The organism is Cellulophaga sp. F20128 (genome assembly GCF_023015805.1).
Taxonomy (GTDB): Bacteria; Bacteroidota; Bacteroidia; order Flavobacteriales; family Flavobacteriaceae; genus Cellulophaga.
On record NZ_JALKBA010000019.1, the window covers coordinates 25416 to 48267 of the forward strand.

At 35.3% G+C, this 22852-nt stretch carries 26 protein-coding genes; 16 read left to right on the forward strand and 10 right to left on the reverse strand.

The window, feature by feature from the left end:
* Window positions 1-118 precede the first annotated feature (118 nt).
* Together MWU65_RS14615 and MWU65_RS14620 are read left to right on the forward strand one after the other, a co-directional pair.
* Entirely contained in the window at window positions 119-247 is a 129-nt protein-coding gene (locus MWU65_RS14615) for a 30S ribosomal protein THX (protein ID WP_247079101.1), read from the forward strand.
* Between the two features lie 160 nt (window positions 248-407).
* Window positions 408-953, forward strand: a complete 546-nt coding sequence (locus MWU65_RS14620; RefSeq protein ID WP_247079102.1) for a hypothetical protein — start codon at window positions 408-410, stop codon at window positions 951-953.
* Here MWU65_RS14620 and MWU65_RS14625 read toward each other — a convergent pair.
* The 4 genes from MWU65_RS14625 to MWU65_RS14640 form a co-directional block, all read right to left on the reverse strand.
* Entirely contained in the window at window positions 950-1318 is a 369-nt protein-coding gene (locus MWU65_RS14625; RefSeq protein ID WP_247079105.1) for a hypothetical protein, read from the reverse strand. The genes MWU65_RS14620 and MWU65_RS14625 overlap by 4 nt on opposite strands.
* Before the next feature lie 51 nt (window positions 1319-1369).
* On the reverse strand, window positions 1370-2131 hold the full coding sequence (gene yaaA / locus MWU65_RS14630; RefSeq protein WP_247079108.1) for a peroxide stress protein YaaA: 762 nt from the start codon (window positions 2129-2131) through the stop codon (window positions 1370-1372).
* A 116-nt stretch (window positions 2132-2247) separates the two neighbouring features.
* Complete coding sequence (locus MWU65_RS14635) at window positions 2248-3273, reverse strand: RluA family pseudouridine synthase (protein ID WP_247079112.1); 1026 nt, start codon at window positions 3271-3273, stop codon at window positions 2248-2250.
* 21 nt (window positions 3274-3294) lie between these two features.
* Window positions 3295-3849: a PASTA domain-containing protein gene (locus MWU65_RS14640; RefSeq protein ID WP_247079116.1), complete on the reverse strand. Its 555-nt coding sequence runs from the start codon at window positions 3847-3849 to the stop codon at window positions 3295-3297.
* Window positions 3850-3949: 100 nt separating this feature from the next.
* Here MWU65_RS14640 and MWU65_RS14645 point away from each other — a divergent pair, with 100 nt between their 5' ends.
* The 3 genes from MWU65_RS14645 (at window position 3950) to MWU65_RS14655 (ending at window position 7207) form a co-directional block, all read left to right on the forward strand.
* On the forward strand, window positions 3950-4924 hold the full coding sequence (locus tag MWU65_RS14645; RefSeq protein WP_247079119.1) for a D-alanine--D-alanine ligase: 975 nt from the start codon (window positions 3950-3952) through the stop codon (window positions 4922-4924).
* Window positions 4925-4992: 68 nt separating this feature from the next.
* Window positions 4993-5448 carry a pantetheine-phosphate adenylyltransferase gene (coaD, locus tag MWU65_RS14650; protein WP_247079121.1) on the forward strand — a complete coding sequence of 152 codons (456 nt, stop codon included), beginning with the start codon at window positions 4993-4995 and terminating at the stop codon, window positions 5446-5448.
* 13 nt (window positions 5449-5461) lie between these two features.
* Entirely contained in the window at window positions 5462-7207 is a 1746-nt protein-coding gene (locus tag MWU65_RS14655) for a M14 family metallopeptidase (protein WP_247079124.1), read from the forward strand.
* A gap of 3 nt (window positions 7208-7210) precedes the next feature.
* On the opposite strand, the gene MWU65_RS14660 is transcribed toward MWU65_RS14655, so the two are convergent.
* Window positions 7211-7798, reverse strand: a complete 588-nt coding sequence (locus MWU65_RS14660; protein ID WP_247079126.1) for an NUDIX hydrolase — start codon at window positions 7796-7798, stop codon at window positions 7211-7213.
* 7 nt (window positions 7799-7805) lie between these two features.
* Here MWU65_RS14660 and pyrE point away from each other — a divergent pair, with 7 nt between their 5' ends.
* Window positions 7806-8447 carry an orotate phosphoribosyltransferase gene (pyrE, locus tag MWU65_RS14665; protein ID WP_247079127.1) on the forward strand — a complete coding sequence of 214 codons (642 nt, stop codon included), beginning with the start codon at window positions 7806-7808 and terminating at the stop codon, window positions 8445-8447.
* Window positions 8448-8451: 4 nt separating this feature from the next.
* Window positions 8452-8844: an SRPBCC family protein gene (locus tag MWU65_RS14670; protein ID WP_247079128.1), complete on the forward strand. Its 393-nt coding sequence runs from the start codon at window positions 8452-8454 to the stop codon at window positions 8842-8844.
* Here MWU65_RS14670 and MWU65_RS14675 read toward each other — a convergent pair.
* Window positions 8841-9572, reverse strand: a complete 732-nt coding sequence (locus tag MWU65_RS14675; protein WP_247079130.1) for a biotin--[acetyl-CoA-carboxylase] ligase — start codon at window positions 9570-9572, stop codon at window positions 8841-8843. The two genes, MWU65_RS14670 and MWU65_RS14675, sit on opposite strands and share 4 nt — an antisense overlap.
* Window positions 9573-9666: 94 nt before the next feature.
* On the opposite strand from MWU65_RS14675, the gene rsfS reads away from it, so the two are divergent.
* From rsfS to MWU65_RS14705, 6 genes are read left to right on the forward strand one after another with little or no spacing between them, the layout of a single operon-like run.
* A complete protein-coding gene (gene rsfS / locus MWU65_RS14680; protein WP_247079132.1) occupies window positions 9667-10044 on the forward strand; it encodes a ribosome silencing factor in 378 nt (125 codons plus the stop codon).
* Window positions 10045-10053: 9 nt separating this feature from the next.
* Window positions 10054-12030: an ATP-dependent zinc metalloprotease FtsH gene (ftsH, locus tag MWU65_RS14685; protein WP_247079133.1), complete on the forward strand. Its 1977-nt coding sequence runs from the start codon at window positions 10054-10056 to the stop codon at window positions 12028-12030.
* A gap of 24 nt (window positions 12031-12054) precedes the next feature.
* Window positions 12055-12663 (forward strand): LUD domain-containing protein, encoded by a 609-nt coding sequence (locus tag MWU65_RS14690; RefSeq protein ID WP_247079135.1) that lies wholly within the window; start codon window positions 12055-12057, stop codon window positions 12661-12663.
* 1 nt (window position 12664) lies between these two features.
* Window positions 12665-13468, forward strand: a complete 804-nt coding sequence (locus tag MWU65_RS14695; protein ID WP_247079137.1) for a phosphatidate cytidylyltransferase — start codon at window positions 12665-12667, stop codon at window positions 13466-13468.
* Entirely contained in the window at window positions 13458-14126 is a 669-nt protein-coding gene (locus tag MWU65_RS14700) for a phosphatidylserine decarboxylase family protein (protein WP_247079140.1), read from the forward strand. The genes MWU65_RS14695 and MWU65_RS14700 overlap by 11 nt, the downstream gene beginning before the upstream one ends.
* Window positions 14116-14379 (forward strand): acyl-CoA-binding protein, encoded by a 264-nt coding sequence (locus MWU65_RS14705; RefSeq protein ID WP_247079143.1) that lies wholly within the window; start codon window positions 14116-14118, stop codon window positions 14377-14379. The genes MWU65_RS14700 and MWU65_RS14705 overlap by 11 nt, the downstream gene beginning before the upstream one ends.
* Window positions 14380-14522: 143 nt before the next feature.
* On the opposite strand, the gene MWU65_RS17805 is transcribed toward MWU65_RS14705, so the two are convergent.
* The 3 genes from MWU65_RS17805 to MWU65_RS14715 form a co-directional block, all read right to left on the reverse strand.
* Entirely contained in the window at window positions 14523-14903 is a 381-nt protein-coding gene (locus tag MWU65_RS17805; protein WP_348646041.1) for a hypothetical protein, read from the reverse strand.
* Window positions 14904-14915: 12 nt separating this feature from the next.
* Entirely contained in the window at window positions 14916-15653 is a 738-nt protein-coding gene (locus MWU65_RS17810; RefSeq protein ID WP_348646042.1) for a sterol desaturase family protein, read from the reverse strand.
* Window positions 15654-15762: 109 nt separating this feature from the next.
* On the reverse strand, window positions 15763-18396 hold the full coding sequence (locus MWU65_RS14715) for a valine--tRNA ligase (RefSeq protein WP_247079146.1): 2634 nt from the start codon (window positions 18394-18396) through the stop codon (window positions 15763-15765).
* A 195-nt stretch (window positions 18397-18591) separates the two neighbouring features.
* On the opposite strand from MWU65_RS14715, the gene MWU65_RS14720 reads away from it, so the two are divergent.
* Entirely contained in the window at window positions 18592-18990 is a 399-nt protein-coding gene (locus tag MWU65_RS14720; RefSeq protein WP_247079149.1) for a DUF1573 domain-containing protein, read from the forward strand.
* 55 nt (window positions 18991-19045) lie between these two features.
* Here MWU65_RS14720 and MWU65_RS14725 read toward each other — a convergent pair whose 3' ends face one another.
* The gene (locus MWU65_RS14725; protein ID WP_247079151.1) at window positions 19046-20365 is read right to left on the reverse strand and encodes an aspartyl protease family protein; all 1320 of its coding nucleotides are present in this window, start codon (window positions 20363-20365) and stop codon (window positions 19046-19048) included.
* A 149-nt stretch (window positions 20366-20514) separates the two neighbouring features.
* Here MWU65_RS14725 and MWU65_RS14730 point away from each other — a divergent pair, with 149 nt between their 5' ends.
* Both MWU65_RS14730 and murB read left to right on the forward strand, forming a co-directional pair.
* The gene (locus MWU65_RS14730) at window positions 20515-21705 is read left to right on the forward strand and encodes a pyridoxal phosphate-dependent aminotransferase (protein WP_247079153.1); all 1191 of its coding nucleotides are present in this window, start codon (window positions 20515-20517) and stop codon (window positions 21703-21705) included.
* Window positions 21705-22721 (forward strand): UDP-N-acetylmuramate dehydrogenase, encoded by a 1017-nt coding sequence (gene murB, locus MWU65_RS14735; protein ID WP_247079155.1) that lies wholly within the window; start codon window positions 21705-21707, stop codon window positions 22719-22721. The genes MWU65_RS14730 and murB overlap by 1 nt, the downstream gene beginning before the upstream one ends.
* The last annotated feature ends 131 nt before the right edge of the window (window positions 22722-22852 follow it).

The following is a 22852-nucleotide window of genomic DNA, read 5'->3' on the forward strand; positions in this document are numbered from 1 at the left end:
TATTCAATTCAGAAAATAGAATTCCAACAATTAATATTAATTATTTAAAACCAGAAAGAACACTAAAAATTAGATTTTTCTTTTAAAAAATCGTACTTTATTTAAAAAATTACAAAGCATGGGAAAAGGAGATAAAAAATCTAAAAGAGGAAAAATAATTAATGGAACCTATGGCGCTAGAAGAAAGCGTAAATTAAAAAGGAAACCAACAATTGAAGAAAAGATTAATGTAGGAAAAAAGAAATAAAAACATTCCTTTCCAATTCATTAACAGGAGAAATACCACCTTAACATTATAAATTAGCCGATACACCACGTATTCCAATTGGTTCACCACATTGGTTTTTATATGGTGTAAAAAAGTAGCATTTTAGCCACCCAAGTTTTACAAATCATTAACTTTTATTATGCTAAAAAGCACTGTTTATCTGTCCTTCTTTTTTTTAACCACATTATTTTATACGAATTCCAATTGCGATAGCGCATACTCCTCCAGTTCTTATGCTCTTAATTACGCGAAAAAAGCTTTAAAAGCAGATAATTTTGATCATCAGAAATACTATGCCGAAAAAAGTTTAATTGCCTTAGAAAAAACAAAGAAGCAGATGAAAGAGTGCGACTGCAAGGACGCCGTAAACGCAGTATTAAATGGCATTACGAATTTAGAAAAAGCGGCCACGCCTAAAGATTGGGATTTAGGCAGGCATTATTCAAAACTCGCCTTAAAAAATGTAGAAAACACAATCACAGCCTTGGACGCATTTACATTGAATTCCTCGGCCTCCGCTACCAATGAAGACATTTCTACCAATCAACAATTGCTAATATCAGAAGCTTCCGAATTAGAAAAAAAACGAATACGTCTTGATGAAGAGTTAAAAATTCTCCAAGAAAAAAGACGGCTTTTAGCTATAAAGATTACGGAGAATATTCAAAAACAAAGTCAGAATTAATCGGCGACAAAGGTAAGCACTACGCTATTGTCTTCCCTAAAACTTAACTCATAGGTATAAAAACCAATAGGTAAAGGTGTTTCACCCACAAAATCAATAGGCTGTAACGTATAGGTGTTGCCTTCTGCCAGTATATTGATGTAGGCATATTTATAGGTTTCTTCTTCATATTCCAGGTAATCCGAGAAGTCGCCTGCAGCGATATTGGTATGAATTTTATCATCTGCTCCTACTTGAACCCTTGTAAAAGTTACATCACTCAAGTTTTTAATTCTAAGGTTTACAGCATTTAAATTATCATCCCGGTCTTCACAACCAAAACACAAGGCAAGTAACAAAACCGGCAAAAACATTAACTTTCTCATAGCACACATACAATTAACTTCTATCTATGAAACGATTTTTTGACACTATTATTATCTTACAAAAACAGGCATGTTCTCTTTTACCGTATGGGCTTCACTAAACGCGTAGCCATCAACATCAAACTTTTTAAGATCATCCAAGTTTGCTGCATTACTATCTATAATATAACGCACCATAGCACCCCTAGCTTTCTTAGCGAAAAAACTTATCACCTTAAGTTTGTCATTTTTCCAATCTTTAAAAACAGGTGTAATCACTGGTACTTTTAATTTTTTGACATCAACCGCACCAAAATATTCATTACTTGCTAAGTTTACAAAAACCTCTTCATCTTCCAATTCATCATTTAGGTGTTGTGTAAGTGTCTTTTTCCAGAATTCGTGTAGGTTCTTTTTTTTGACAACCTTAAGTTGCGTACCCATTTCTAACCGATACGGCATCATTAAATCCAAAGGCTTTAAAATTCCGTAAAGCCCAGATAAAATTCTAAGTTTATCTTGTAAATCATCTAACTTCTGTTCCGGAATGGTGTAGGCATCTAACCCTTGGTATACATCGCCATTAAAAGCATAAATTGCTGGCCTCGCGATATCCGGTGTAAATGGTGTGGTAAATTCTTGATTCCGTTGCCAATTTAACTGTGCTAGATTATCTGAAATCCCCATTAAGGCTGACAAGGCTTTTGGAGTTTTCTTTTTTAAAATAGCGTTTAATTTAGCCGCCTCTTCTAAAAATTGAGGTTGCGTATACTTTTGTGTCGGCAATGTAGTTTCAAAATCCAATGATTTTGCTGGAGAAATTACAATCTTCATTTTTATCTAATTTGAGCTAAAAATAGGAATGATTTTTATGAAAACTCACAATACTGCAAAAGAGTTTTCAATAGCGCTATTGTTAAAATTGATATCTAAGGCATACGCCAATTAAACTACTCTATATGCTTCGCATAATGCTTCCATTTTTCAATAGCATTAGCCATATCTTCTGGAAGCTCTGAATCAAATCGCATAAACTCCTTAGTAACTGGATGCACAAAACCTAAGGTTTTAGCATGTAGTGCCTGTCTGGGCAAAATCTTAAACGTATTTTCCACAAATTGCTTGTATTTTGTAAAGGTGGTTCCTTTTAAAATACGCTCCCCTCCGTACCGCTCATCATTAAAAATGGTGTGACCAATATACTTCATATGCACCCGTATTTGGTGCGTTCTACCGGTTTCCAATTTACAAGAAACAACAGTGACATAGCCCAAACGGTCTACCACCTTATAATGCGTAATTGCTTCTTTACCTTCGTCGCCTTCTGGATATACATGCATCTGCAATCTGTTCTTCGGGTGCCTTCCTAAATGCCCCTCTATTGTTCCTTCATCGTCCTCTACATTACCCCAAACAATAGCTATATATTCCCTTTCTGATGTTTTGTCAAAAAACTGTTTTGCCAAAAATGTCATTGCCGCTTCAGTCTTTGCAATAACTAAAAGCCCAGAAGTGTCTTTATCTATTCGATGTACCAGTCCTGGCCTATCGCTAGTATTGTTTGGCAAATCCTTACAATGATGTAACAAGGCATTAATTAAGGTACCCGAATAATTACCGTGCCCTGGATGCACAACCATTCCTGGTGGTTTATTTACAACCATAAGAACTTCATCCTCATAAACAACATCTATGGGAATATCTTCTGCCTGTAATAAAAACTCATATGGTGGATGGGTAAACATCACGCGAATATCATCACCTGCTTTTACTTTGTAGTTCTGCTTTACAACTACATTATTCACCCAAATATGACCATCTTTAGCTGCCTTTTGTATCTGATTACGTGTTGCATTTTCAATAAAATTCATTAAAAATTTGTCAACACGTAAAGGCTCTTGTCCTTTAGATGCAACTACTTTATGATGCTCATAAAGTTCCTCGTCATTAGGCTCTGGACCCAGTTGTTCACTCATAAAAATATATGCCTTTTAGTCTTATCGATTACCGTTACCACAAACCAATTCTACCTTAGAAGTCTTTGGTAATTTATCGCCTGGTTTTACATTCTTGCCCATATACTTTATACCAAGAACCATATCCTTTCCAATATTATCTACATAGGTAATTTTTGGCTCGTCTAAACCAACTGCCAACAACATGGAGGTAGCATTTCTTTTGGTTTTCTGAATCACCTGTGGTACGGATACTTTTTTATATCCGGACGGATTTACTGTAAAGTAAATCTTTCTATTCTTTTTTACCTTATTCCCAGCTGGTGGATTCTGCTCAATAATAGAAAATCGAGGAAAACTAGGGTTGTAATTGGCTGAATCCAATACATGAGACCTCAGTCCCGCCTTATCTACTTCGTGTTTCATTTGAGAAACTGTCATTTTGGAAAAATCCGGCACCTCCACAAATTCCCCATGGTTGGTGGTAGATTTTAACCATTGTAAAATTACAAAAACCAATACCAAGACAACCATAAGGGCTAGCCCCAATTGTATAATAAATGATTTACTTTTTATGAAGTTGAAAAAATTTCGCATAATTATAGAAATATCGTACAAATATATAAAACCCTATCCTTTTTTCTTTAATTTAAAAAAATGATATTTGTTACCATCATTATATTGAATCAAAATTGCCATGAAAAAAAATATTGCCATAATTATGGGTGGCTACTCCAAGGAGTATAATATATCCCTAAAAAGCGGAAACGTTGTCTATAAATTTCTAGATGATGCAACCTATAACAAGTACAAGATTCACATTTTTAAAGACAAATGGGTATATGTAGATGCCAATGAAAATGAACAAGCTGTGGATAAAAGTGATTTTTCAATTGTAATTGATGGAAAAAAACTAAAGTTCGACTGTATTTTTAATGCCATTCATGGTACACCAGGTGAGGACGGGTATTTGCAAGCCTATTTTGAATTGGTAGGACTTCCACAAACAGCTTGTAATTTTTACCAGGCAGCTTTAACCTTCAACAAAAGAGATTTACTCAGTGTTCTAAAGCCTTACGGCATAGCATCTGCAAAATCGTATTACCTTAACAAAGGTGATGCTGTAAACGAAGATGCAATTATTAGCAAACTTGGATTACCTTGTTTTGTAAAAGCCAATAAGGCAGGTAGTAGCTTTGGCATTTCTAAAGTACACACCAAAGAAGCCTTACTACCAGCTATTGAAAATGCGTATGAAGCCGATGATGAAATCATTATTGAAGCTTTTTTAGATGGCACAGAAGTTTCCGTAGGAGTTATTACCTACCAAGGCAAAACCAAAGTATTGCCTATCACAGAAATTGTAACTGAGAACGATTTCTTTGATTACGAAGCCAAATACGAAGGCAAATCTCAAGAAATTACACCCGCGAGAATTTCCAAAGAACAAGAAGAAAAAGTGAGCAATATTGCCAAGCGTGTGTACGAAATCCTAAAAATGAAGGGATACTCTAGAAGTGAATTTATTTTTGTAGACAATGAACCCTACATGTTAGAAATGAATACGACCCCTGGGTTAACAGAAGAAAGTATTTTACCACAACAAGCAGCCGCGGCAGGAATATCTCTTGCGCAATTGTTTGACAGTGCTATTAAAGAGGCTTTAAGATAATTTAGTTAACTTTAAACAGTAAGAATTGCATTACCCTTTATAAACTCAAGTCAAAACAAACACAACACATGAAACGTGCTATTTTTCCTGGTTCTTTTGATCCGCTAACCTTAGGTCACACCGATATTATAAATAGAGGAATTACTCTTTTTGATGAAGTGATTATCGCCATAGGTATTAATGCCGATAAAAAATATATGTTTTCATTAGAAAAAAGAATGAAATTTATAAAAGCAGCATACAAAGATGAACCTAAAATTAAAGTGATGACCTACGAAGGCCTTACTATTGATTTTTGCAAAAAAATGAAGGCTAATTTCATACTCAGAGGCTTGCGCAATCCGGCTGATTTTGAATTTGAAAAAGCAATTGCACATACCAATAGAAAATTATCAGAAATAGAAACCGTATTCTTACTAACATCATCTGGAAAATCATATATCAGTTCTTCCATTGTTCGCGATGTTATCCGGAACAATGGCGATTATACCGTATTAGTACCAGACACAGTTAGGGTTAAATAAAGAAAGACAATAGATGAAAAATAGTATTTACCTTTTCTGCCTCCTTCTGCTTACGGCTTGTACCCAGGAAACCCAGAAAAAGCAAAAAGATTTTCAAACTTTTTTTGAAATTTCTCAGGGATTAGAAACGCCAACCTACCCAGAGGTCATAGCGTACTACACCAAACTAGCAAATGAATTGCCTGAAATAAACATACAAACCATAGGAGAGTCAGACAGTGGCTTTCCACTACACTTGGTCACCTACAACCCAACAAGAGAATTCAATTTCAAAAAAATCAGCAAAGAAAAAACGGTTATTTTAATAAACAATGGCATTCACCCGGGTGAAAGTGATGGTATTGACGCCACTATGTTGTTGTTTAGAGATTTAGGGATACATCATATAAAAGCACCAAAGAATACTATTATAACAACGATTCCTATATATAATGTTGGTGGCGCATTAAATAGGAATGCCACTTCTAGAACCAATCAAAATGGCCCAAAAAATTATGGTTTTAGAGGCAATGCCCAGAACTACGACCTAAACAGAGATTTTATAAAAAGTGACACCAAAAATGCCCAAACATTTGCCAAAATCTTTCACTTAACCAATCCCGATGTTTTTATAGATAATCACGTAAGCAATGGTGCTGACTACCAATACACCCTAACCCATTTATTTACACAGCACAACAAACTAGGAGGCAAATTAGGAGCCTACCTTCATACCCAAATGATGCCTACTCTAGAGACATCCCTAGAAGAGATAGACTGGAGCATAACGCCTTATGTGAATGTTTTTAACAGTGTTCCTGAAGAAGGCTTTTCTCAATTTATGGACTACCCAAGATATTCAACTGGCTATACTACCTTGTGGAACACCTTAGGCATGATGGTAGAAACGCACATGCTAAAACCCTACAAACAACGCGTTTTAGGCACTTACTTTTTAATGCAGAAAATGATAGATATCACCGAAAAGGATGGTAAGAAAATAAAAGAATTACGTCAAGCTGCTTTTGCTGAATACAAAACTAAAGAAAGCTACCCGCTTCACTATACGATCGACACAACAAAGACATCAACCCTAAACTTTAAAGGATATGAAGCAGATCAAATTACTAGTGAAGTTACAGGTTTAAAACGTTTAAAATACGACAAAACAAGACCGTTTACCAAGGAAGTCGTTTATAAAAACTACATGAAAGCCACAGATAGCATTCGCATACCAAGCGCCTATATAATTCCTAGGGGATGGCAAAAAATAATCCCCTTCCTAGACAGGAACAACATAAGCTATAAAACACTAGACAAGGATACCATTATTAATGTAGAGTCTTATAAGATTGAAGACTATCAGACGCGCAAAACCGCTTATGAAGGACATTATCCACACAGCAACACTAGCGTAACTACTACGACTAAAAGCGTACATTTTTACAAGGGTGATTATCTTGTACCAACAAACCAAGATGGCATTCGCTATTTGCTAGAAACATTAGAACCATCGGCAATAGACTCTTTTTTTAATTGGAATTTTTTTGACACTATTCTACAACAAAAAGAAGGTTTTTCTCCCTATGTTTTTGAAGATATCGCCATGCAGTTACTCCAAGACAACCCAGGGCTAAAATTAGAATTTGAACATAAAAAACAATTAGACAAAAGCTTTACAAACAATTGGTATGCGCAATTGGACTGGATTCATAAAAAATCGGAGTATTATGAAAAAGCACATTTACAATACCCTATATTTAGAATTCTGAAAAACTAGAAACTACTCGTCAAACAAAACTTTAATATTGGCATAGGAATTTTCCAATGCCTTTGCTATTTTACTCGGGCCTTTCCATTTCACTTTTTGAATACCTTCATCCAATTGACCCGTGAGTTCTCCTTTGTACGAAGTTTTCATAGCAAACCAATGTACTTCCTTAAGTTTTTGTTTGCCGTTCCGTTTAAAAATATGATAGGTAGTTTTTAAATAGTTTTCAATCTTTAAGCCTTTCACACCAGTCTCCTCTTCTACTTCCCGAAGCGCACACTCCTCTATTGTTTCCCCCTGATCTATTTTCCCTTTTGGTAAATCCCATTTATTATTTCTATAAATAAAAAGCACCTTCCCATCTTTATTGGTAACCACTCCTCCTGCAGCTACAACGATGGGTATCTTTTTTGAGAACTTCTTTAAAATCTCCTCTTTATTAGGGTGATAGATATATGCCTTGGACAGTTTATTCTTAGTCAAAGCCTTAATAGCATCGTTAATTGCCTGCTCGTTCAACAAAAAATATTTATTATCTGCAATGTCCGAGAGTTTATTTGTTAAAATCAAGGGCAATTCATTCACAAAAACTTTATACATTTGTGTTATGGTTTTAAATAAAGACACTGCAAAAAAAACAGCCGAACTTTTATTGCAAATTAATGCAATTAAGTTGAAACCAGAAAATCCTTTTACATGGGCTTCTGGATGGAAATCTCCAATCTATTGTGATAATAGAATTATTCTATCGTATCCTACAATTAGAAATTACGTTAGAGAACAGTTAGCCAAGCAAGTAGAGCTGCTCTATGGCAAACCAGATGTAATTGCTGGGGTAGCCACTGGCGCAATTGGCATTGGTATGCTTGTTGCGGAATATTTAGGACTACCTTTTATCTATGTTAGACCTGAACCAAAATCGCACGGCAGACAAAACCAAATAGAAGGGCAACTAACTCCCAACCAAAACGTTGTGGTTATTGAAGATTTAATTAGCACGGGAAAAAGCAGCTTAAATGCAGTAAAGGCGCTGAAAGAAGCAGGAGCCAATGTAAAAGGAATGGTTGCAATATTCACCTATGGTTTTAATGTTGCAGATGAAAATTTTAAAAGCGAAAGTCTACAATTACACACCCTTAGTGATTATAGCAATTTAATACAACAAGCATCAGATACCCATTATATAAAAGAAGAACAATTAAACACTTTGCTGCAATGGAAAACCAACCCAGCAGCATGGAAACCATAATATTATGCACATAGAATCACCAAAAAAAACAATTAACAAGAGCGAAAAAGAAGTTTTTGACTTTCTAATTGATATAAAAAACTTTGAAAAATTAATGCCGGAAAACATTAGTAAGTTTGAAGTACTAGGTGCGGATAAATTCCTCTTTGCCTTAAAAGGGATGCCCGAGATTGTATTAAAATTAAAAGAACAACACCCTAACAATAAAATAGTTTTAGGCGCTGCAAGTGACAAACTACCTTTTACCTTAACGGCAGACATTCTTGCCGTATCAGACACAGAAAGCGAAGTGACTCTAAGTTTTGAAGGCAAATTCAATGCAATGATGGCTATGATGGTAAAGTCGCCCATTACAAACTTCATAGAGACACTATCTAAAAACTTAGGGAAGATTTAATACATTAATTGGATTTCTTTTAAATCGTATTCCTGTAAAAGTTGATCCTCTAGCATAACTATTAGTTTTCCGCTAGGGGAAACTCCTTTAATAAACCCCATAAAATAATTTCCTTCTTTATCTTTAAAAGTAGACGGCTTGTCTATTCTAAACATTATTTTTTCATACTTACTGGTTAATTCGGCCGTATGTGATAAAAATTCCTTCGTAAGATATTTTCTTAGTTTTGCAATTATTAGCTTTAAAACTTCATCCAGATCAAAAGTCACACCCATTTCTAGCCGCAAAGAAGACACATCGGGTAAATTATAAAATGAAGTTTGATTCACATTTAACCCAATTCCTATGATGGAGGTTTTTATTTTGCTACCCAATAAAATGTTTTCGATAAGAATGCCACATATTTTAGAGTTAGCTGACAGAATGTCGTTAGGCCATTTTACGGACAAATTGGGAACCCCAAGAGCAGATAAGGCTTCATAAATAGCTAGAGATGTACACATGTTTAATGCAAACTGATTGGCAACCCTCAGTGACTCTCCTTTTTTTAATACGCTAAATGTCAAGTTTTTACCACTATCAGAAATCCATTTTGTGCCCATTTGCCCACGTCCTTTCAATTGCTCCTCCGCAACTACAACTGCAAAATCCTCCAGCGCGTTATCTGGCAATAATTGCTTTAAATAGGCATTGGTTGAGTCGGTGGCATTAAGTTTGATTATCTGCATATGTAGTTTATTACAAAAATCTACAATCTTAATATTAAAAACAATAGTTAAGAAAACAAAAAAACAATAACTTTGTATAATCTAAAATTTTTGAATGCAAAAAAAGAAAGCTAGTGCAGATGAGCTAATTGCTTTAATTTTACAAGGAGTAGAAGACGTTAAAGGACACGATATAAATTTACTAGACCTTAGGGACATAGAAAATACCGTTTGTGATTACTTTATTGTATGTAACGGTACTTCAAACACGCATGTCAATGCGATTGTAAATTCAATACAAAAAACAGTTAGTAAGGCAATACATGATAAACCTTGGCATATAGAGGGATCTGAAAATGCAGAATGGGTTTTATTAGACTACATCAATGTTGTTGTGCATGTCTTCCAAAAACAGATTAGAGATTTCTATGATATAGAAGGACTTTGGGGAGATGCAAAAATTACAGCAATTGAAAGTAGTTATAATCAGTAAAAAAGAAAAATGGCAAAAGAAAATAATACAAAACCTACGAAACCAAAGTTTAATTCTTGGTGGATTTATGGAATTTTAATAGTAGTAATCATTGGATTTCAATTTTTAAGTAGTGATAGTATTTCATCTACAAACAAAAAGACAACTTCAGATTTATTAGAATACATCAAAAAGGGTGATGTAAAAAAGGTAATGATGATAACCAATGCCGGCTATGCAAAAGTTTATTTAACGGGTGAAGCTTTAGCTAAGGAAGAACACAAACCGGTTTCTTCACCGAGTTTCTCATTAAACCCAGCTGAGTCTCCTAGTTATATCGTTAATTATGCATCTTTAGAGGTTTTTGAAAAAGAGATTAAAGAGGCAAGAGACGAAAACAATATAGACATAATCATTGATAGCGATACTGAAGACAATACTTTCCAAAGCCTTTTATTTTCGTTACTACCCTTTGTTTTAATTATAGGCATATGGATCTTTATGATGCGTAGGATGTCTGGCGGCGGCGGTGGCGGTGCTGGAGGACAGATTTTCAATATTGGAAAATCGAAAGCAAAGCTTTTTGATGAGAAAACTGATACTCGCACTTCTTTTAAAGATGTTGCAGGTTTAGAAGGAGCCAAAGAGGAGGTAGAAGAAATCGTAGAATTCCTAAGAAATCCTGAAAAATATACATCTTTGGGTGGTAAAATTCCAAAAGGAGCTCTATTAGTAGGCCCTCCAGGGACCGGGAAGACTTTGCTAGCAAAAGCTGTTGCAGGTGAAGCCAAAGTACCTTTCTTTTCATTATCTGGATCAGATTTTGTGGAGATGTTTGTAGGTGTAGGTGCATCAAGGGTACGTGATTTGTTTAAACAAGCAAAAGACAAATCTCCTGCGATCATCTTTATTGATGAAATTGATGCCATTGGTAGAGCACGTGGAAAGAATAATTTTACAGGCTCTAATGATGAACGAGAAAACACACTAAACCAATTGTTAACAGAAATGGATGGTTTTGGCACCAATACCAATGTAATTGTATTGGCAGCAACAAACCGTGCAGACATCTTGGATAAAGCCTTAATGAGAGCCGGTCGATTTGACAGACAAATTTATGTGGATCTGCCAGACATTAGAGAACGAAGAGAAATATTTGAAGTACATGTTAAGCCTTTAAAGACAGCCGAGACATTAGATTTGGAATTCTTAGCGAGACAAACCCCTGGTTTTTCAGGTGCAGATATTGCCAACGTATGTAATGAAGCTGCCCTTATTGCTGCTCGTAAAGAGAAAAAAGCAATTACAAAGCAAGATTTCTTAGATGCGGTTGACAGAATTGTAGGTGGTCTTGAAAAGAAAAACAAAATAATAACACCAGGCGAAAAGAAAACAATTGCTTTCCATGAAGCTGGACATGCCACTGTAAGTTGGATGTTAGAACATGCAGCTCCACTTGTAAAAGTAACAATAGTGCCTAGAGGGCAATCTTTAGGAGCGGCTTGGTATCTGCCAGAAGAACGCCTAATTGTACGCCCAGAGCAAATGAAAGATGAAATGTGTGCGACCCTAGGTGGCCGTGCTGCTGAAAAAGTTATTTTTGATCAAATCTCTACAGGTGCCTTAAGCGATTTAGAAAAAGTAACCAAGCAGGCAAGAGCTATGGTAACTATTTATGGATTAAATGACAAAATAGGAAACCTTACTTATTACGATTCCTCTGGACAGAACGAGTATGGCTTCTCTAAGCCGTATAGCGAACAAACTGCTCACACAATTGATGAAGAAATTTCTACCTTAATTGAAGTACAGTACAAAAGAGCAGTAGATCTTTTAGAAAAAAATAAAGACAAACTTACAGAGTTAGCAGAACGCTTATTAGAAAAAGAAGTTATCTTTAAAGACGATTTAGAAAAAATATTCGGAAAAAGGCCTTTTGCAAAGGATATTCTAGCAGATGAAGAAGAAGCAAAGCGCACCTCTTCAATTTCTGAGGAAGAAGAATAATAACATAACGTGTTAAAATAATAAATGAGCATTTTTGGTAAACTTTTTGGTGGCGGTAAAAAAAAGAGTTCTGACTATTCCGAAAAAAATCGGGGAGTTCATATGCCAGAACTTGATCTACCAATAGACGAAAAGTTTACCATTTATTTTAAAAAAAATGGCGGTAAATTTTTATACTGCGACTCTTCTGCTGAAGTATCCTCTGCGATACAAAACATAGTAATGGAGAACGATTGGGGCAATAGTTTCTTTTTCTCCATAGACCCTAGGTTGGAAGAGAAATTTTCGAATGAGCATATTAAATTTTCAAACTCTCCAAAAAACAGCACTGTATTCTTCACAACCTGTGAGCACCTAATTGCTCAAAATGGCTCCATTTTGATTTCATCAAATCAATTGAAAGAAAAAAAGATGAATGAGTTGCCCGAAAACTTTATTGTTTATGCTACAACAAGTCAACTAACACCTTCATTAGGTGATGGCTTAAAAAGTATAAAAAATAAATACCAGGGCAGTATACCTGCGAATATTACAACAATAAAACATTTTCAATCTAATATAAAGGAAGAAGATTTTTTATCCTATGGTAGCTCTTCTAAAAACTTATATCTTATCTTGATGGAGGATTTATAAGATGAAAGAAATTTTTAAAAGATCAATTACCGGTGTTATTTATGTGGTCCTATTATTGTCTGCAGTATTTCTAAATTCAGACGCCTTCGATTTTTTATTTATGGCATTTGGCTTGGCCTGCTTATTTGAATACAAACGTATCATAAAACTTAAAGGGTATTATATTTTTGTCGCTTATTTAGCGCTTTGGTGGAGCTATATTTACCTTATTCAGGACGCTTGGCTTGCCTACATTCTTTTATTACCCACTTTACTAACAAGCATATTCTTGCTGTTTTTCCTATTTTCTAAAAAGAAACGTAGTTTTAAACCTGTAGAAAAATTTTTAATAGGGCTCCTCTATATCGGTGGCGGTTGTATTTTTCTAACGATGATCCCATATATCGCTGGCGGTTTTGAAAAAATTTTAATAATGGGTATCTTTATCTTAATTTGGGTGAATGACAGTTTTGCTTATTTTGTAGGGAAGAGCTTTGGACGCACAAAATTGTTTCCATCGGTTTCCCCTAAAAAAACAATTGAAGGTGCTTTAGGAGGCTTTGTTTTTGCCTTAATAGCTGCCTATATTATATCGAGGTACGAAACGAACTTAACTTTAATCCAATGGCTTATATTAGCCGGGGTAATTGTTCTAACCGGAAACTTAGGCGACCTTATAGAATCGAAATTTAAAAGAAACGCCAACGTAAAAGACAGCGGGGCAATATTACCAGGCCATGGTGGCATTTGGGATCGTTTAGACAGTCTAGTATTTGCTGCTCCATTTGCATTTTTAACATTAATTATATTTTCATATGTTTCATAAAGAGGGACAAAAAATCATTACCATTACCTTTATAATCGTTGTGGCTATAATAGTTTTAGCGAATCAGTTTATTGATATCAACTGGTTAAAATACCTAGTGCAAATTGGCGCTCTAGTTTTTTTAATTCTGATTTTACAGTTTTTCAGAAACCCTACAAGAAAAGTAATTAAAAGTTTTGACGATGTCCTAGCACCAGTAGATGGTAAGGTTGTTGTAATAGAAGAAGTGGAAGAGACCGAATACTTTAAAGGGAAACGCAAGCAGGTGTCCATTTTTATGTCGCCCATAAACGTACATGTCACAAGATATCCTGTCAGTGGATCTATAAAATACTCTAAATATCACCCTGGAAAATATTTAGTAGCTTGGCATCCTAAAGCAAGTACTGAAAATGAACGAACTACAGTTGTGATCAACACGCCTAAATTTGGGGATATTTTATACCGTCAAATAGCAGGAGCATTAGCCAAACGCATTGTAAATTATGCAGAAGTAGGCGATAATGTTCAGCAAGGTGATGATGGAGGATTTATAAAATTTGGATCAAGAGTAGATTTATACTTACCCTTAGACAGTGTTATAACGGTACAACTTAACCAGAAAGTAGTTGGAGCAAAGACTTGCATTGCAATAATACCCAACAAAAATGAAGGATGATAAAGCACATAAAAAGTTTATAGAATCTGTAGACTTTGTAAACAATTACACGGAAGCGCTACCTGCAGACTTGCTGTTAAAACTATATGCTTACTACAGAATAGCACACAAAAATTTTGACAATCCAAGCAGTAAGACACCTCTAATCAATGCTTTTAAAGCAAATGCATTGATACAGGCAAAAAACTTGAGTCCTGCAGAAGCTATGCAATGTTATACAGATCTGGTAAACAAAGAGATTCGAAAGAATTAATAAATTTACAATGGCAGTTGTCGCTTTGCCTTTTTATTTTCCAAAACCCCAAAATAGAAGGCTCCAAAAAAAGTGATTGCAAAGTAAAAAGCTACAACAACACTCCCACTCGCGATACTGCTATTTAATCCAAACCAATCGCCTTAGGCAAGGATATAACCTATTCCCAAAACACTCCGTAAAGCTTCAATCCAAACTGCATATTTTTTACCATCCATTAAAGTGGTATACCCATAAATACCGACAAAAAGAAAAGCACCAAAAAGAAGCAGATCATTAAAACCGAGCTTCTGAAAATTATAAAACATATACAGCATTAGCATTAAAGTTACCAACATTTGAAATACTGAATACCCTTTAAATAGACTTGATGCCTCAGTATCATATCTTTTAAAATCATATACATTTTCTATAATTTTGATAGGATATTTATCCTTTACATCAGCTGGCCTCCAACCGGTAGGCATAAACCAAATTCTAATTTTATCCCAGTAGTTTTTTGTTCGCCAAGCGTCCTTGGTCAAATTCCATAAATGCTAAAAATTAATAAGAAAAGGATTCCATGTAGCCGCTGGTTTTAAAATTCCGAATTGTGGAGGAACAGTTTCTAATTCCACCTGAAATGTGCCAAACATCCGATCCCAAAAACTAAAAATCTGTCCTAAATTCTTATCAATATACTCGGGATTTATAGCGTGATGTACGCGGTGCTGCGAAGGCGTAACTAGAATATACTCTAGCCAACCAAGCCTACCAATATGGCGTGTATGATACCAAAACTGAGCAAACAAATGCAAGGGAATCAATACCGAAATAATCACTTCAGACACCCCTAAAATAGCTGCCGGCACTAATAACAATGGAAAATAACCAATAAGATTTGAAACGGATTGCCGTAGGGCACAAGCTAAATTAAATTGTTCACTACTGTGATGGATTACATGTTGGTTCCAGAAAAAATTAATTTTATGACTGAGCCTGTGATTCCAATATCCTGCCAAGTCAATTACAAGAAAAGCAAGACCCCAAACTAGCCAAGTAGTTTTAATTTGTATTACCGCCAAGTGTTCTAGCAAAAAGGGATAGGATATTATTAACACCCCAATCCCTAAAGAGTCCTTCACTATATTGGTAAAACCAGAGCTAATACTGGATACGGTATCTAAAACCCCATACATTTGTTTTTTTACAAAGTATCCGTAGGTAATTTCAACAACCATCAACACAATAAAGAAAGGGATAGCATACAATAATGCCGTTGTATAGCTGACCATAACAACTTCGGTTTTTCTCAAATATAAAAAAAAGCCTCATAGAAAATTAGCAAACAAAAAAAGCTACTCTTCAAAAGAGTAGCTTTTAATTAGCTTCTGAAAAAAAAACCTACTGCAGCCCTTTCAAACTTTTTTCTAAAGTTTCTATTTTAGCTTCAGCGTCTGCCTGTTTTTTTCGCTCTATTGCTATTACTTGATCTGGAGCATTATTTACAAACCGTTCGTTACTTAACTTCTTTTGTACAGAAATTAAAAAGCCCTTGGTGTATTTTAACTCTTCTTCAAGTTTCTGAATTTCTGCTTCTATATCTATTGCCCCAACCATAGGAATAAAATACTCGTTGGATTTTACTCGAAAAGAAAGTGCTCCTTCTACGGCGGCATCAGCGTACGAAATAGAAGACACATTGGTAAGCTTAGAAATAACCACATCCCAATCTTTAGATACATTCTCCGTATTTAAGACAGACAATTCTAAAGTTTCTTTCATTGGAATGTTTTTCTCTTTTCTAATTGTGCGAATCCCAGAAACAACCTCAGCCGCAAATTCAAAATCAGAAATAATAGCTTCATCCACTTTTTGGTTTTCTGGCCATTTTGCAATAACCAAGGCCTGTGCCGGTGTACGCTTTGCGATATGCTGCCAAACCTCTTCCGTTAAAAATGGCATAAACGGATGTAACAACTTTAAGTTTTGCTCAAAAATTGCCACCAAAGCCGTGTGAGTTTTCTTGTCTATTGGCTGTTGGTACGCTGGTTTTACAATTTCTAACAACCAAGAACTATAATCGTCCCAAACTAACTTATATATTGCCATTAAGGCATCAGAAATACGGTATTTACTAAAATGGTCCTCAATCTCTAGTAATGTTTTATGAAACTTGGCGGTGTACCACTCTAAACCAATTTTAGAGGCTTCAGGCTGTGGTAAATCTGTAATCTCCCAACCACTTATCAATCGGAAACCATTCCATATTTTATTGGAAAAATTCTTCCCTTGCTGACATAGGGCTTCATCAAACATTAAATCGTTTCCTGCCGCAGAACTCAACAAAAGTCCAACTCTTACACTATCTGCACCATACTCCTCGATTAACTTTAAAGCATCTGGAGAATTCCCTAAAGATTTAGACATTTTACGTCTTTGTTTATCCCTAACCAAACCAGTTAGATACACATTTTCAAACGGACGTTGCTTTTGATACTCATATCCAGCAACGATCATTCTAGCCACCCAAAAGAATAAAATATCTGGTCCTGTAACCAAATCGTTTGTTGGATAATAATATTTAATTTCTTCGTTTTCTGGCTCAAGAATACCATTAAAAACACTCATTGGCCACAACCAAGAAGAAAACCAAGTATCTAATGCATCTTCATCTTGACGCAAAAGGGACATTGTTAACGCACCATTTTTTGTTTTTTCTTGTGCCAATTGCAGTGCTGCCTCCTTTGTTTCTGCCACTACAAAATCGTCGGGTCCATCACCATAATAAAAGGCAGGTATTTGCTGTCCCCACCATAATTGGCGAGAAATATTCCAATCGCGCACATTCTCCATCCAATGACGGTAGGTATTTTCAAATTTTTTAGGAAATAACTTCACCTCTGGATTATCTCCAAGAACTGCTTCTATCGCCGGTTTTGCCAAGTCCTCCATTTTCAAGAACCATTGGTCTGACAATCTTGGTTCTATCACTGCCTTGGTACGTTCTGAAGTTCCTACCTTATTTAAATGCTGCTCCGTCTTTACTAAAAACCCCTTTTCCTCTAATTCTTTTGTAATTTCTTTACGAACCACAAATCTATCTTTTCCTTGGTAGTGCAAACCAAAACTATTTAAAGTCGCATCTGCATTAAAAATATCTACCACCTCTAAACTGTGTTTGTCTCCAAGGTTTTTATCGTTTACATCATGCGCTGGTGTAACTTTTAAACAGCCTGTACCAAATTCTACATCTACATAGTCATCCTCAATAATAGGAATCACTCTATTAGCAATAGGTACAATTGCTTTTTTGCCTTTTAAATGCGTAAAACGCTCATCATTTGGATTGATACAAATTGCAGTATCTCCAAAAATGGTTTCTGGACGTGTGGTAGCTATCGTTAAAGTATCCTCACTGCCTTCTATCTGATATTTAATATAATAGAGGTTGCCTTGTTTTTCTTCGTGTATAACTTCTTCATCAGACAAGGTGGTTTGCGCCTCTGGATCCCAATTCACCATGCGGAAACCTCTGTATATTTTTCCTTTATTAAAAAGGTCTACAAATACCTTTATAACGGATTTAGACATTGTGTCATCCATTGTAAATGCAGTACGTTCCCAATCACATGAACAGCCTAATTTTTTTAATTGTTCTAAAATTACGCCTCCATATTCTTCCTTCCATTCCCAAGCGTGTTTTAAGAATTCTTCTCTGGATAAATCTGCCTTATTAATCCCTTGCTCCTTAAGCTTAGCTACTACTTTAGCCTCAGTTGCAATAGAGGCGTGGTCCGTACCCGGCACCCAGCATGCATTTTTTCCCATTAATCTGGCCCTGCGTATTAACACATCTTGCAAGGTATTATTCATCATATGCCCCATGTGTAATACCCCAGTAACATTGGGAGGAGGAATAACAATGGTATAAGGCTCTCGCTCATCTGGCGTAGAATGAAAATAATTATGCTGTAACCAATAGTTGTACCAGTGGTTTTCAGATTTTTGAGAATCGTATTTTGATGCAATTTCCATTCTTTGGTATAGTTTTTGTAAAATTCTATATTGAGTATTGATTTTATGCTATAAAGGCCACAAAATTAAAGAAAATAAAGGGATATTTTATAGGATAATAAATACGAAACAAAAATAAGTAACGTTATCACATAACGAAAGAATTTTATCGATTGAATTGAAATGAGTATATTTGATCTTTAACAAAAACCCAAAATGATGAAAAAAATAGTACTATTATTATTTGTAGGCCTTTTTGCACTGAACCTGAGTGCCCAAGAAAAGAAAGCCAAAATAGAATTTAAAACGGAAACCGTAGATTATGGTAAAGTTGAAAGAGGTGGCGATGGCGTACGCGTTTTTGAATTTACAAATACAGGAAATGCTCCATTAATTATAAGTAAAGTAAGCTCTAGTTGTGGCTGTACAATTCCAAAAAAACCAAAAGGTCCAATTATGCCTGGTAAAACTGGTGTTATTGAAGTGAAGTACGATACTAAAAGACCTGCGGGACCAATTAGAAAAGCAATTACTGTTATTTCTAATGCAGAAACGCCAACGAAAGTCATAAAAATAAAAGGTGAACTTATTGAGCCTAAAGTGGCAATACAATAACACCAATTTATGTAGAATAATTTAAATAGGCGCTCTTCAGGAGCGCCTATTTTGTTTAAAACAATTTCTTAATTCTGAGGTTAAACAACAACTTCTCTCCTCTTCTTTCAATTAAAATACTAACCTTCTTCCCGGGCACATCATCTACCATATGCGTAAGTTCTTGCAATTTAAACTTGTGCGCCTCTCTTTTATTTACAGACAACACGATATCACCCACTTCTAAGCCAGCTAATTTTGCCGGACTATCTTCTCTAATATCCGAAATTATGATCTCTGGAACCATACTTATTACGATTTCATTGTCAAAACGGATCTCTACCTTATTGGAAGTGGCCTCCCCTATATTTTTCATAATCCTTTTAGAACTTGTAGATTGCTCTTTTACATAACGCACTCCACCGTGCTGCAACCCCATACCACTAGTATTAAACCAAAAAGGCTTTTTATAGTTGATGTTACTTTTAAAACTAATTTGTTTATTGGGATAATCTATAACCCAATTAAATTTCTTTAACACTTCGCCCCCAATACTCCCATTTCGTTCGCTTTGTTTGCTCAAACCTTTAATTGAAGCGTGGTCTGGAAATGCCGTTTTTGTATTTTTTATTGCATATTTACCAAGTATAAGCTCCTCTATTTTGGTTCGTTTCCCGTAAATACTACCACTGAGACCTCTACCTAAATAATCTCCAAAATTACTTACTGGTATTCGTATTCCCTTCCCTTCATTTTTAAAAAGCCAAACAGCGTCGCTACTACCCGTATCTAGCAATAACTTAATTGGAACCCTACTGTTTCCTAAAATGGCAGCAGCGTTTATATATGCTTTTTTGTTTTCTACTTGTAAGGATAATGTCTCTGAATACTTTCTTTCGTTTAAATGGTATTGATCAGCATGGTATACTTTTAAAAACTTTGAGCCATAATTAACTTCTACCACAAAATTTTCAAAAAAATCATACCCAATAATACCATGTATAGGAATTCCTAATTTAGGAGAGAAATTTAATTCCTTATCTAAAACAATATAAATTTGTTGATTGGTATTCGTTATAGATTCAATTTCAAACCTATTTCCAACAGAGCTCAATGCCTTAATAGATTCTCCTTCCCCCAAACCCTTTAAGCTTATTTCAGAAACATTTTTAACATCTATGGAATCCTTGTCCGATAAATTAAAAAGAATGGGTTTACTCACGCCCGTATCCAATATAAAAGAAAGCGGTGTGCCATTAATTTTTGCCGGAATGATAATAAGATTATTAATGAATTTAAATTTAATCTTTTCAAACCGCTTCCCTTCTGGCATTTCAAACGATTGAGCGCCAACCAAAAAAGGAAAAAACAATAAGATACCTATGATTTTCCACATTGCGAACTCTAATTTACAAGGATTGCTGTAATAATTTACAAAATTTACCAATCAACCACTTCATTTAATGTGTTAAATTGATAAAAAAATAAACCATCCTATGTTGTTTTCTACGCTTGTATTTCTCATTTTTGCCTAAATATATTTTTATGCCATCAATTTCAACAAAAGGGCTTTCAATGCCAGAATCACCAATTCGTAAATTGGTACCATTTGCAGAAGATGCAAAGAAAAGAGGAATACATGTTATTCATCTAAACATTGGCCAGCCCGACATAAAAACACCAAAAATAGCCTTAGACGCTGTTAAAAACAACACCCTAGAAGTTCTTGCATACAGTAGAACTGAAGGGTCGGAAACCTATAGAGAAAAAATTGCCGCCTATTATAAAAAAAACAGCATTATAGTTACTGCTCAAGACATTATAGTAACTACTGGCGGTTCAGAAGCACTCTCTTTTGCCATGGGGAGTATTGCAGATCCTCAGGATGAGATTATCATTCCTGAACCTTTTTATGCCAACTACAATGGTTTTGCCACTGCCGCTGGCGTAACCGTGGTTCCGGTTGTCTCTAAAATAGAAAACAACTTTGCCTTACCTCCTATTGAAGAATTTGAAAAACTAATTACCCCTAGAACAAAGGCTATCTTAATTTGCAATCCTGGAAACCCAACAGGCTACCTTTACAGCAAAGAGGAAATTAAAAAATTAGCAGCTATTGTTAAAAAACACGATTTATTCTTAGTGGCCGATGAGGTGTATAGAGAATTTACCTATGATGGCAAAGAACATTATTCCATTTTACAAGAAGAAGGTTTAGAAGACAATGCCATTGTTATCGATTCAGTTTCCAAGCGATATAGCATGTGTGGTGCCCGTATTGGCTGTTTGGTATCTAAAAATAAAGCTGTTGTTAAAACAGCAATGAAGTTTGCGCAAGCGAGATTATCACCTCCTACCTATGCTCAAATTGCAAGTGAAGCTGCCCTAGAAACTCCTGCTAGTTATTTTACAGATGTAATTGATGAGTATGTAGAAAGAAGAAACATCTTAATAGCAGAATTAGAACAAGTAGAAGGTGTAGTTGTTGCCAAACCACAAGGTGCATTTTACTGTATTGCAGCATTGCCTATTAAGGATGCAGATCATTTTGCAAAATGGCTACTAGAGGATTTTAATGTAGACGGAAAAACAGTTATGGTTGCCCCTGCAGCAGGATTCTATGCTACGGAAGGTTTGGGGAAAAATCAAATTCGTATCGCGTATGTATTAGATAAAGAAGAACTAATTAGAGCGGTAAAAATCTTAAAAGAAGCATTGGCAGTATACAAGGGCTAATGGAAATTACACCCAACATATCATTACAGAAGTACAATACCTTTGGCATTAAAGCCAAGGCCAAATTCTTTTGTGAGGTAACAACTATTGCCCAATTGAAACAAGTATTAAGCTTAGATCAATACCCTAGGAAGTTTATTTTAAGTGGCGGCAGTAATATGTTGCTTATTGACGATATTGATGCCCTAGTAATTCGCATAAACATCAAGGGAAAAGAAATCGTAAAAGAAGACAACAACACTATTTGGCTACAAGTAATGGCTGGTGAAAATTGGCACAATTTCGTTTTATGGTGTGTTAATAATGATTATGGCGGAATAGAAAACATGTCCTTAATTCCGGGCAATGTAGGTACCGCACCCATTCAAAACATAGGTGCGTATGGCGTTGAATTGAAAGATAGTTTTGTTAGCTGCAATGCGCTACATAAAAAAACCAAAGAAATTCACACCTTCAATAAGGAGGAATGCAAATTTGGGTATCGAGATTCATTTTTTAAGAATGAAGGCAAAGACGAATACATAATTACATCTGTCATCTTAAAACTATCGAAAAAAGATCACAATCTTCATATTTCGTATGGCGCAATCGCATCTGAATTGGCATCGTATAAAATTAGCAAGCCTACGATTAAAGATATCTCTAACGCTGTAATTTCCATTCGAAAAAGCAAATTACCTGATCCGGCCGAATTGGGCAATAGTGGAAGTTTCTTTAAAAATCCTGTTGTAAACAAATTAATTTTTGATAAATTTATTAAAAATAACCCTGAGGCACCTTTTTATAAGCTTACTGAAACTGAGTATAAAATCCCTGCAGGCTGGCTTATAGAACAATGTGGTTACAAAGGAAAACGATATGGGGACGCTGGAGTGCACAAAAACCAGGCATTAGTACTTGTAAATTACGGCAATGCAACAGGCCAAGAGATATTGCATTTATCACAACAGATACAGACATCAGTTTTTGACACTTTTGGCATAGAAATACAAGCAGAAGTTAACATCATAAAATAACCCCTGCAATAAAAATCACAGGGGCTATACCAAACCAAACTAACCAAAAATAAGTGGCAATAACCAGTTGCACACTTAACTTATAAATATTTTTATTAACGCAATCATTTTTGTAAACTTGCGTTTCAATT

What these genes read in the sequence shown, in the direction of transcription:
- MWU65_RS14615 (WP_247079101.1), top strand. Translation starts at nt 119, where the DNA reads ATGGGAAAAGGAGATAAAAAATCTAAAAGAGGAAAAATAATTAATGGA.
- MWU65_RS14620 (WP_247079102.1), top strand. Translation starts at nt 408, where the DNA reads ATGCTAAAAAGCACTGTTTATCTGTCCTTCTTTTTTTTAACCACATTA.
- MWU65_RS14625 (WP_247079105.1), bottom strand. Translation starts at nt 1,318, where the DNA reads ATGAGAAAGTTAATGTTTTTGCCGGTTTTGTTACTTGCCTTGTGTTTT.
- yaaA (WP_247079108.1), bottom strand. Translation starts at nt 2,131, where the DNA reads ATGAAGATTGTAATTTCTCCAGCAAAATCATTGGATTTTGAAACTACA.
- MWU65_RS14635 (WP_247079112.1), bottom strand. Translation starts at nt 3,273, where the DNA reads ATGAGTGAACAACTGGGTCCAGAGCCTAATGACGAGGAACTTTATGAG.
- MWU65_RS14640 (WP_247079116.1), bottom strand. Translation starts at nt 3,849, where the DNA reads ATGCGAAATTTTTTCAACTTCATAAAAAGTAAATCATTTATTATACAA.
- MWU65_RS14645 (WP_247079119.1), top strand. Translation starts at nt 3,950, where the DNA reads ATGAAAAAAAATATTGCCATAATTATGGGTGGCTACTCCAAGGAGTAT.
- coaD (WP_247079121.1), top strand. Translation starts at nt 4,993, where the DNA reads ATGAAACGTGCTATTTTTCCTGGTTCTTTTGATCCGCTAACCTTAGGT.
- MWU65_RS14655 (WP_247079124.1), top strand. Translation starts at nt 5,462, where the DNA reads ATGAAAAATAGTATTTACCTTTTCTGCCTCCTTCTGCTTACGGCTTGT.
- MWU65_RS14660 (WP_247079126.1), bottom strand. Translation starts at nt 7,798, where the DNA reads ATGTATAAAGTTTTTGTGAATGAATTGCCCTTGATTTTAACAAATAAA.
- pyrE (WP_247079127.1), top strand. Translation starts at nt 7,806, where the DNA reads ATGGTTTTAAATAAAGACACTGCAAAAAAAACAGCCGAACTTTTATTG.
- MWU65_RS14670 (WP_247079128.1), top strand. Translation starts at nt 8,452, where the DNA reads ATGCACATAGAATCACCAAAAAAAACAATTAACAAGAGCGAAAAAGAA.
- MWU65_RS14675 (WP_247079130.1), bottom strand. Translation starts at nt 9,572, where the DNA reads ATGCAGATAATCAAACTTAATGCCACCGACTCAACCAATGCCTATTTA.
- rsfS (WP_247079132.1), top strand. Translation starts at nt 9,667, where the DNA reads ATGCAAAAAAAGAAAGCTAGTGCAGATGAGCTAATTGCTTTAATTTTA.
- ftsH (WP_247079133.1), top strand. Translation starts at nt 10,054, where the DNA reads ATGGCAAAAGAAAATAATACAAAACCTACGAAACCAAAGTTTAATTCT.
- MWU65_RS14690 (WP_247079135.1), top strand. Translation starts at nt 12,055, where the DNA reads ATGAGCATTTTTGGTAAACTTTTTGGTGGCGGTAAAAAAAAGAGTTCT.
- MWU65_RS14695 (WP_247079137.1), top strand. Translation starts at nt 12,665, where the DNA reads ATGAAAGAAATTTTTAAAAGATCAATTACCGGTGTTATTTATGTGGTC.
- MWU65_RS14700 (WP_247079140.1), top strand. Translation starts at nt 13,458, where the DNA reads ATGTTTCATAAAGAGGGACAAAAAATCATTACCATTACCTTTATAATC.
- MWU65_RS14705 (WP_247079143.1), top strand. Translation starts at nt 14,116, where the DNA reads ATGAAGGATGATAAAGCACATAAAAAGTTTATAGAATCTGTAGACTTT.
- MWU65_RS17810 (WP_348646042.1), bottom strand. Translation starts at nt 15,653, where the DNA reads ATGGTCAGCTATACAACGGCATTATTGTATGCTATCCCTTTCTTTATT.
- MWU65_RS14715 (WP_247079146.1), bottom strand. Translation starts at nt 18,396, where the DNA reads ATGGAAATTGCATCAAAATACGATTCTCAAAAATCTGAAAACCACTGG.
- MWU65_RS14720 (WP_247079149.1), top strand. Translation starts at nt 18,592, where the DNA reads ATGATGAAAAAAATAGTACTATTATTATTTGTAGGCCTTTTTGCACTG.
- MWU65_RS14725 (WP_247079151.1), bottom strand. Translation starts at nt 20,365, where the DNA reads ATGTGGAAAATCATAGGTATCTTATTGTTTTTTCCTTTTTTGGTTGGC.
- MWU65_RS14730 (WP_247079153.1), top strand. Translation starts at nt 20,515, where the DNA reads ATGCCATCAATTTCAACAAAAGGGCTTTCAATGCCAGAATCACCAATT.
- murB (WP_247079155.1), top strand. Translation starts at nt 21,705, where the DNA reads ATGGAAATTACACCCAACATATCATTACAGAAGTACAATACCTTTGGC.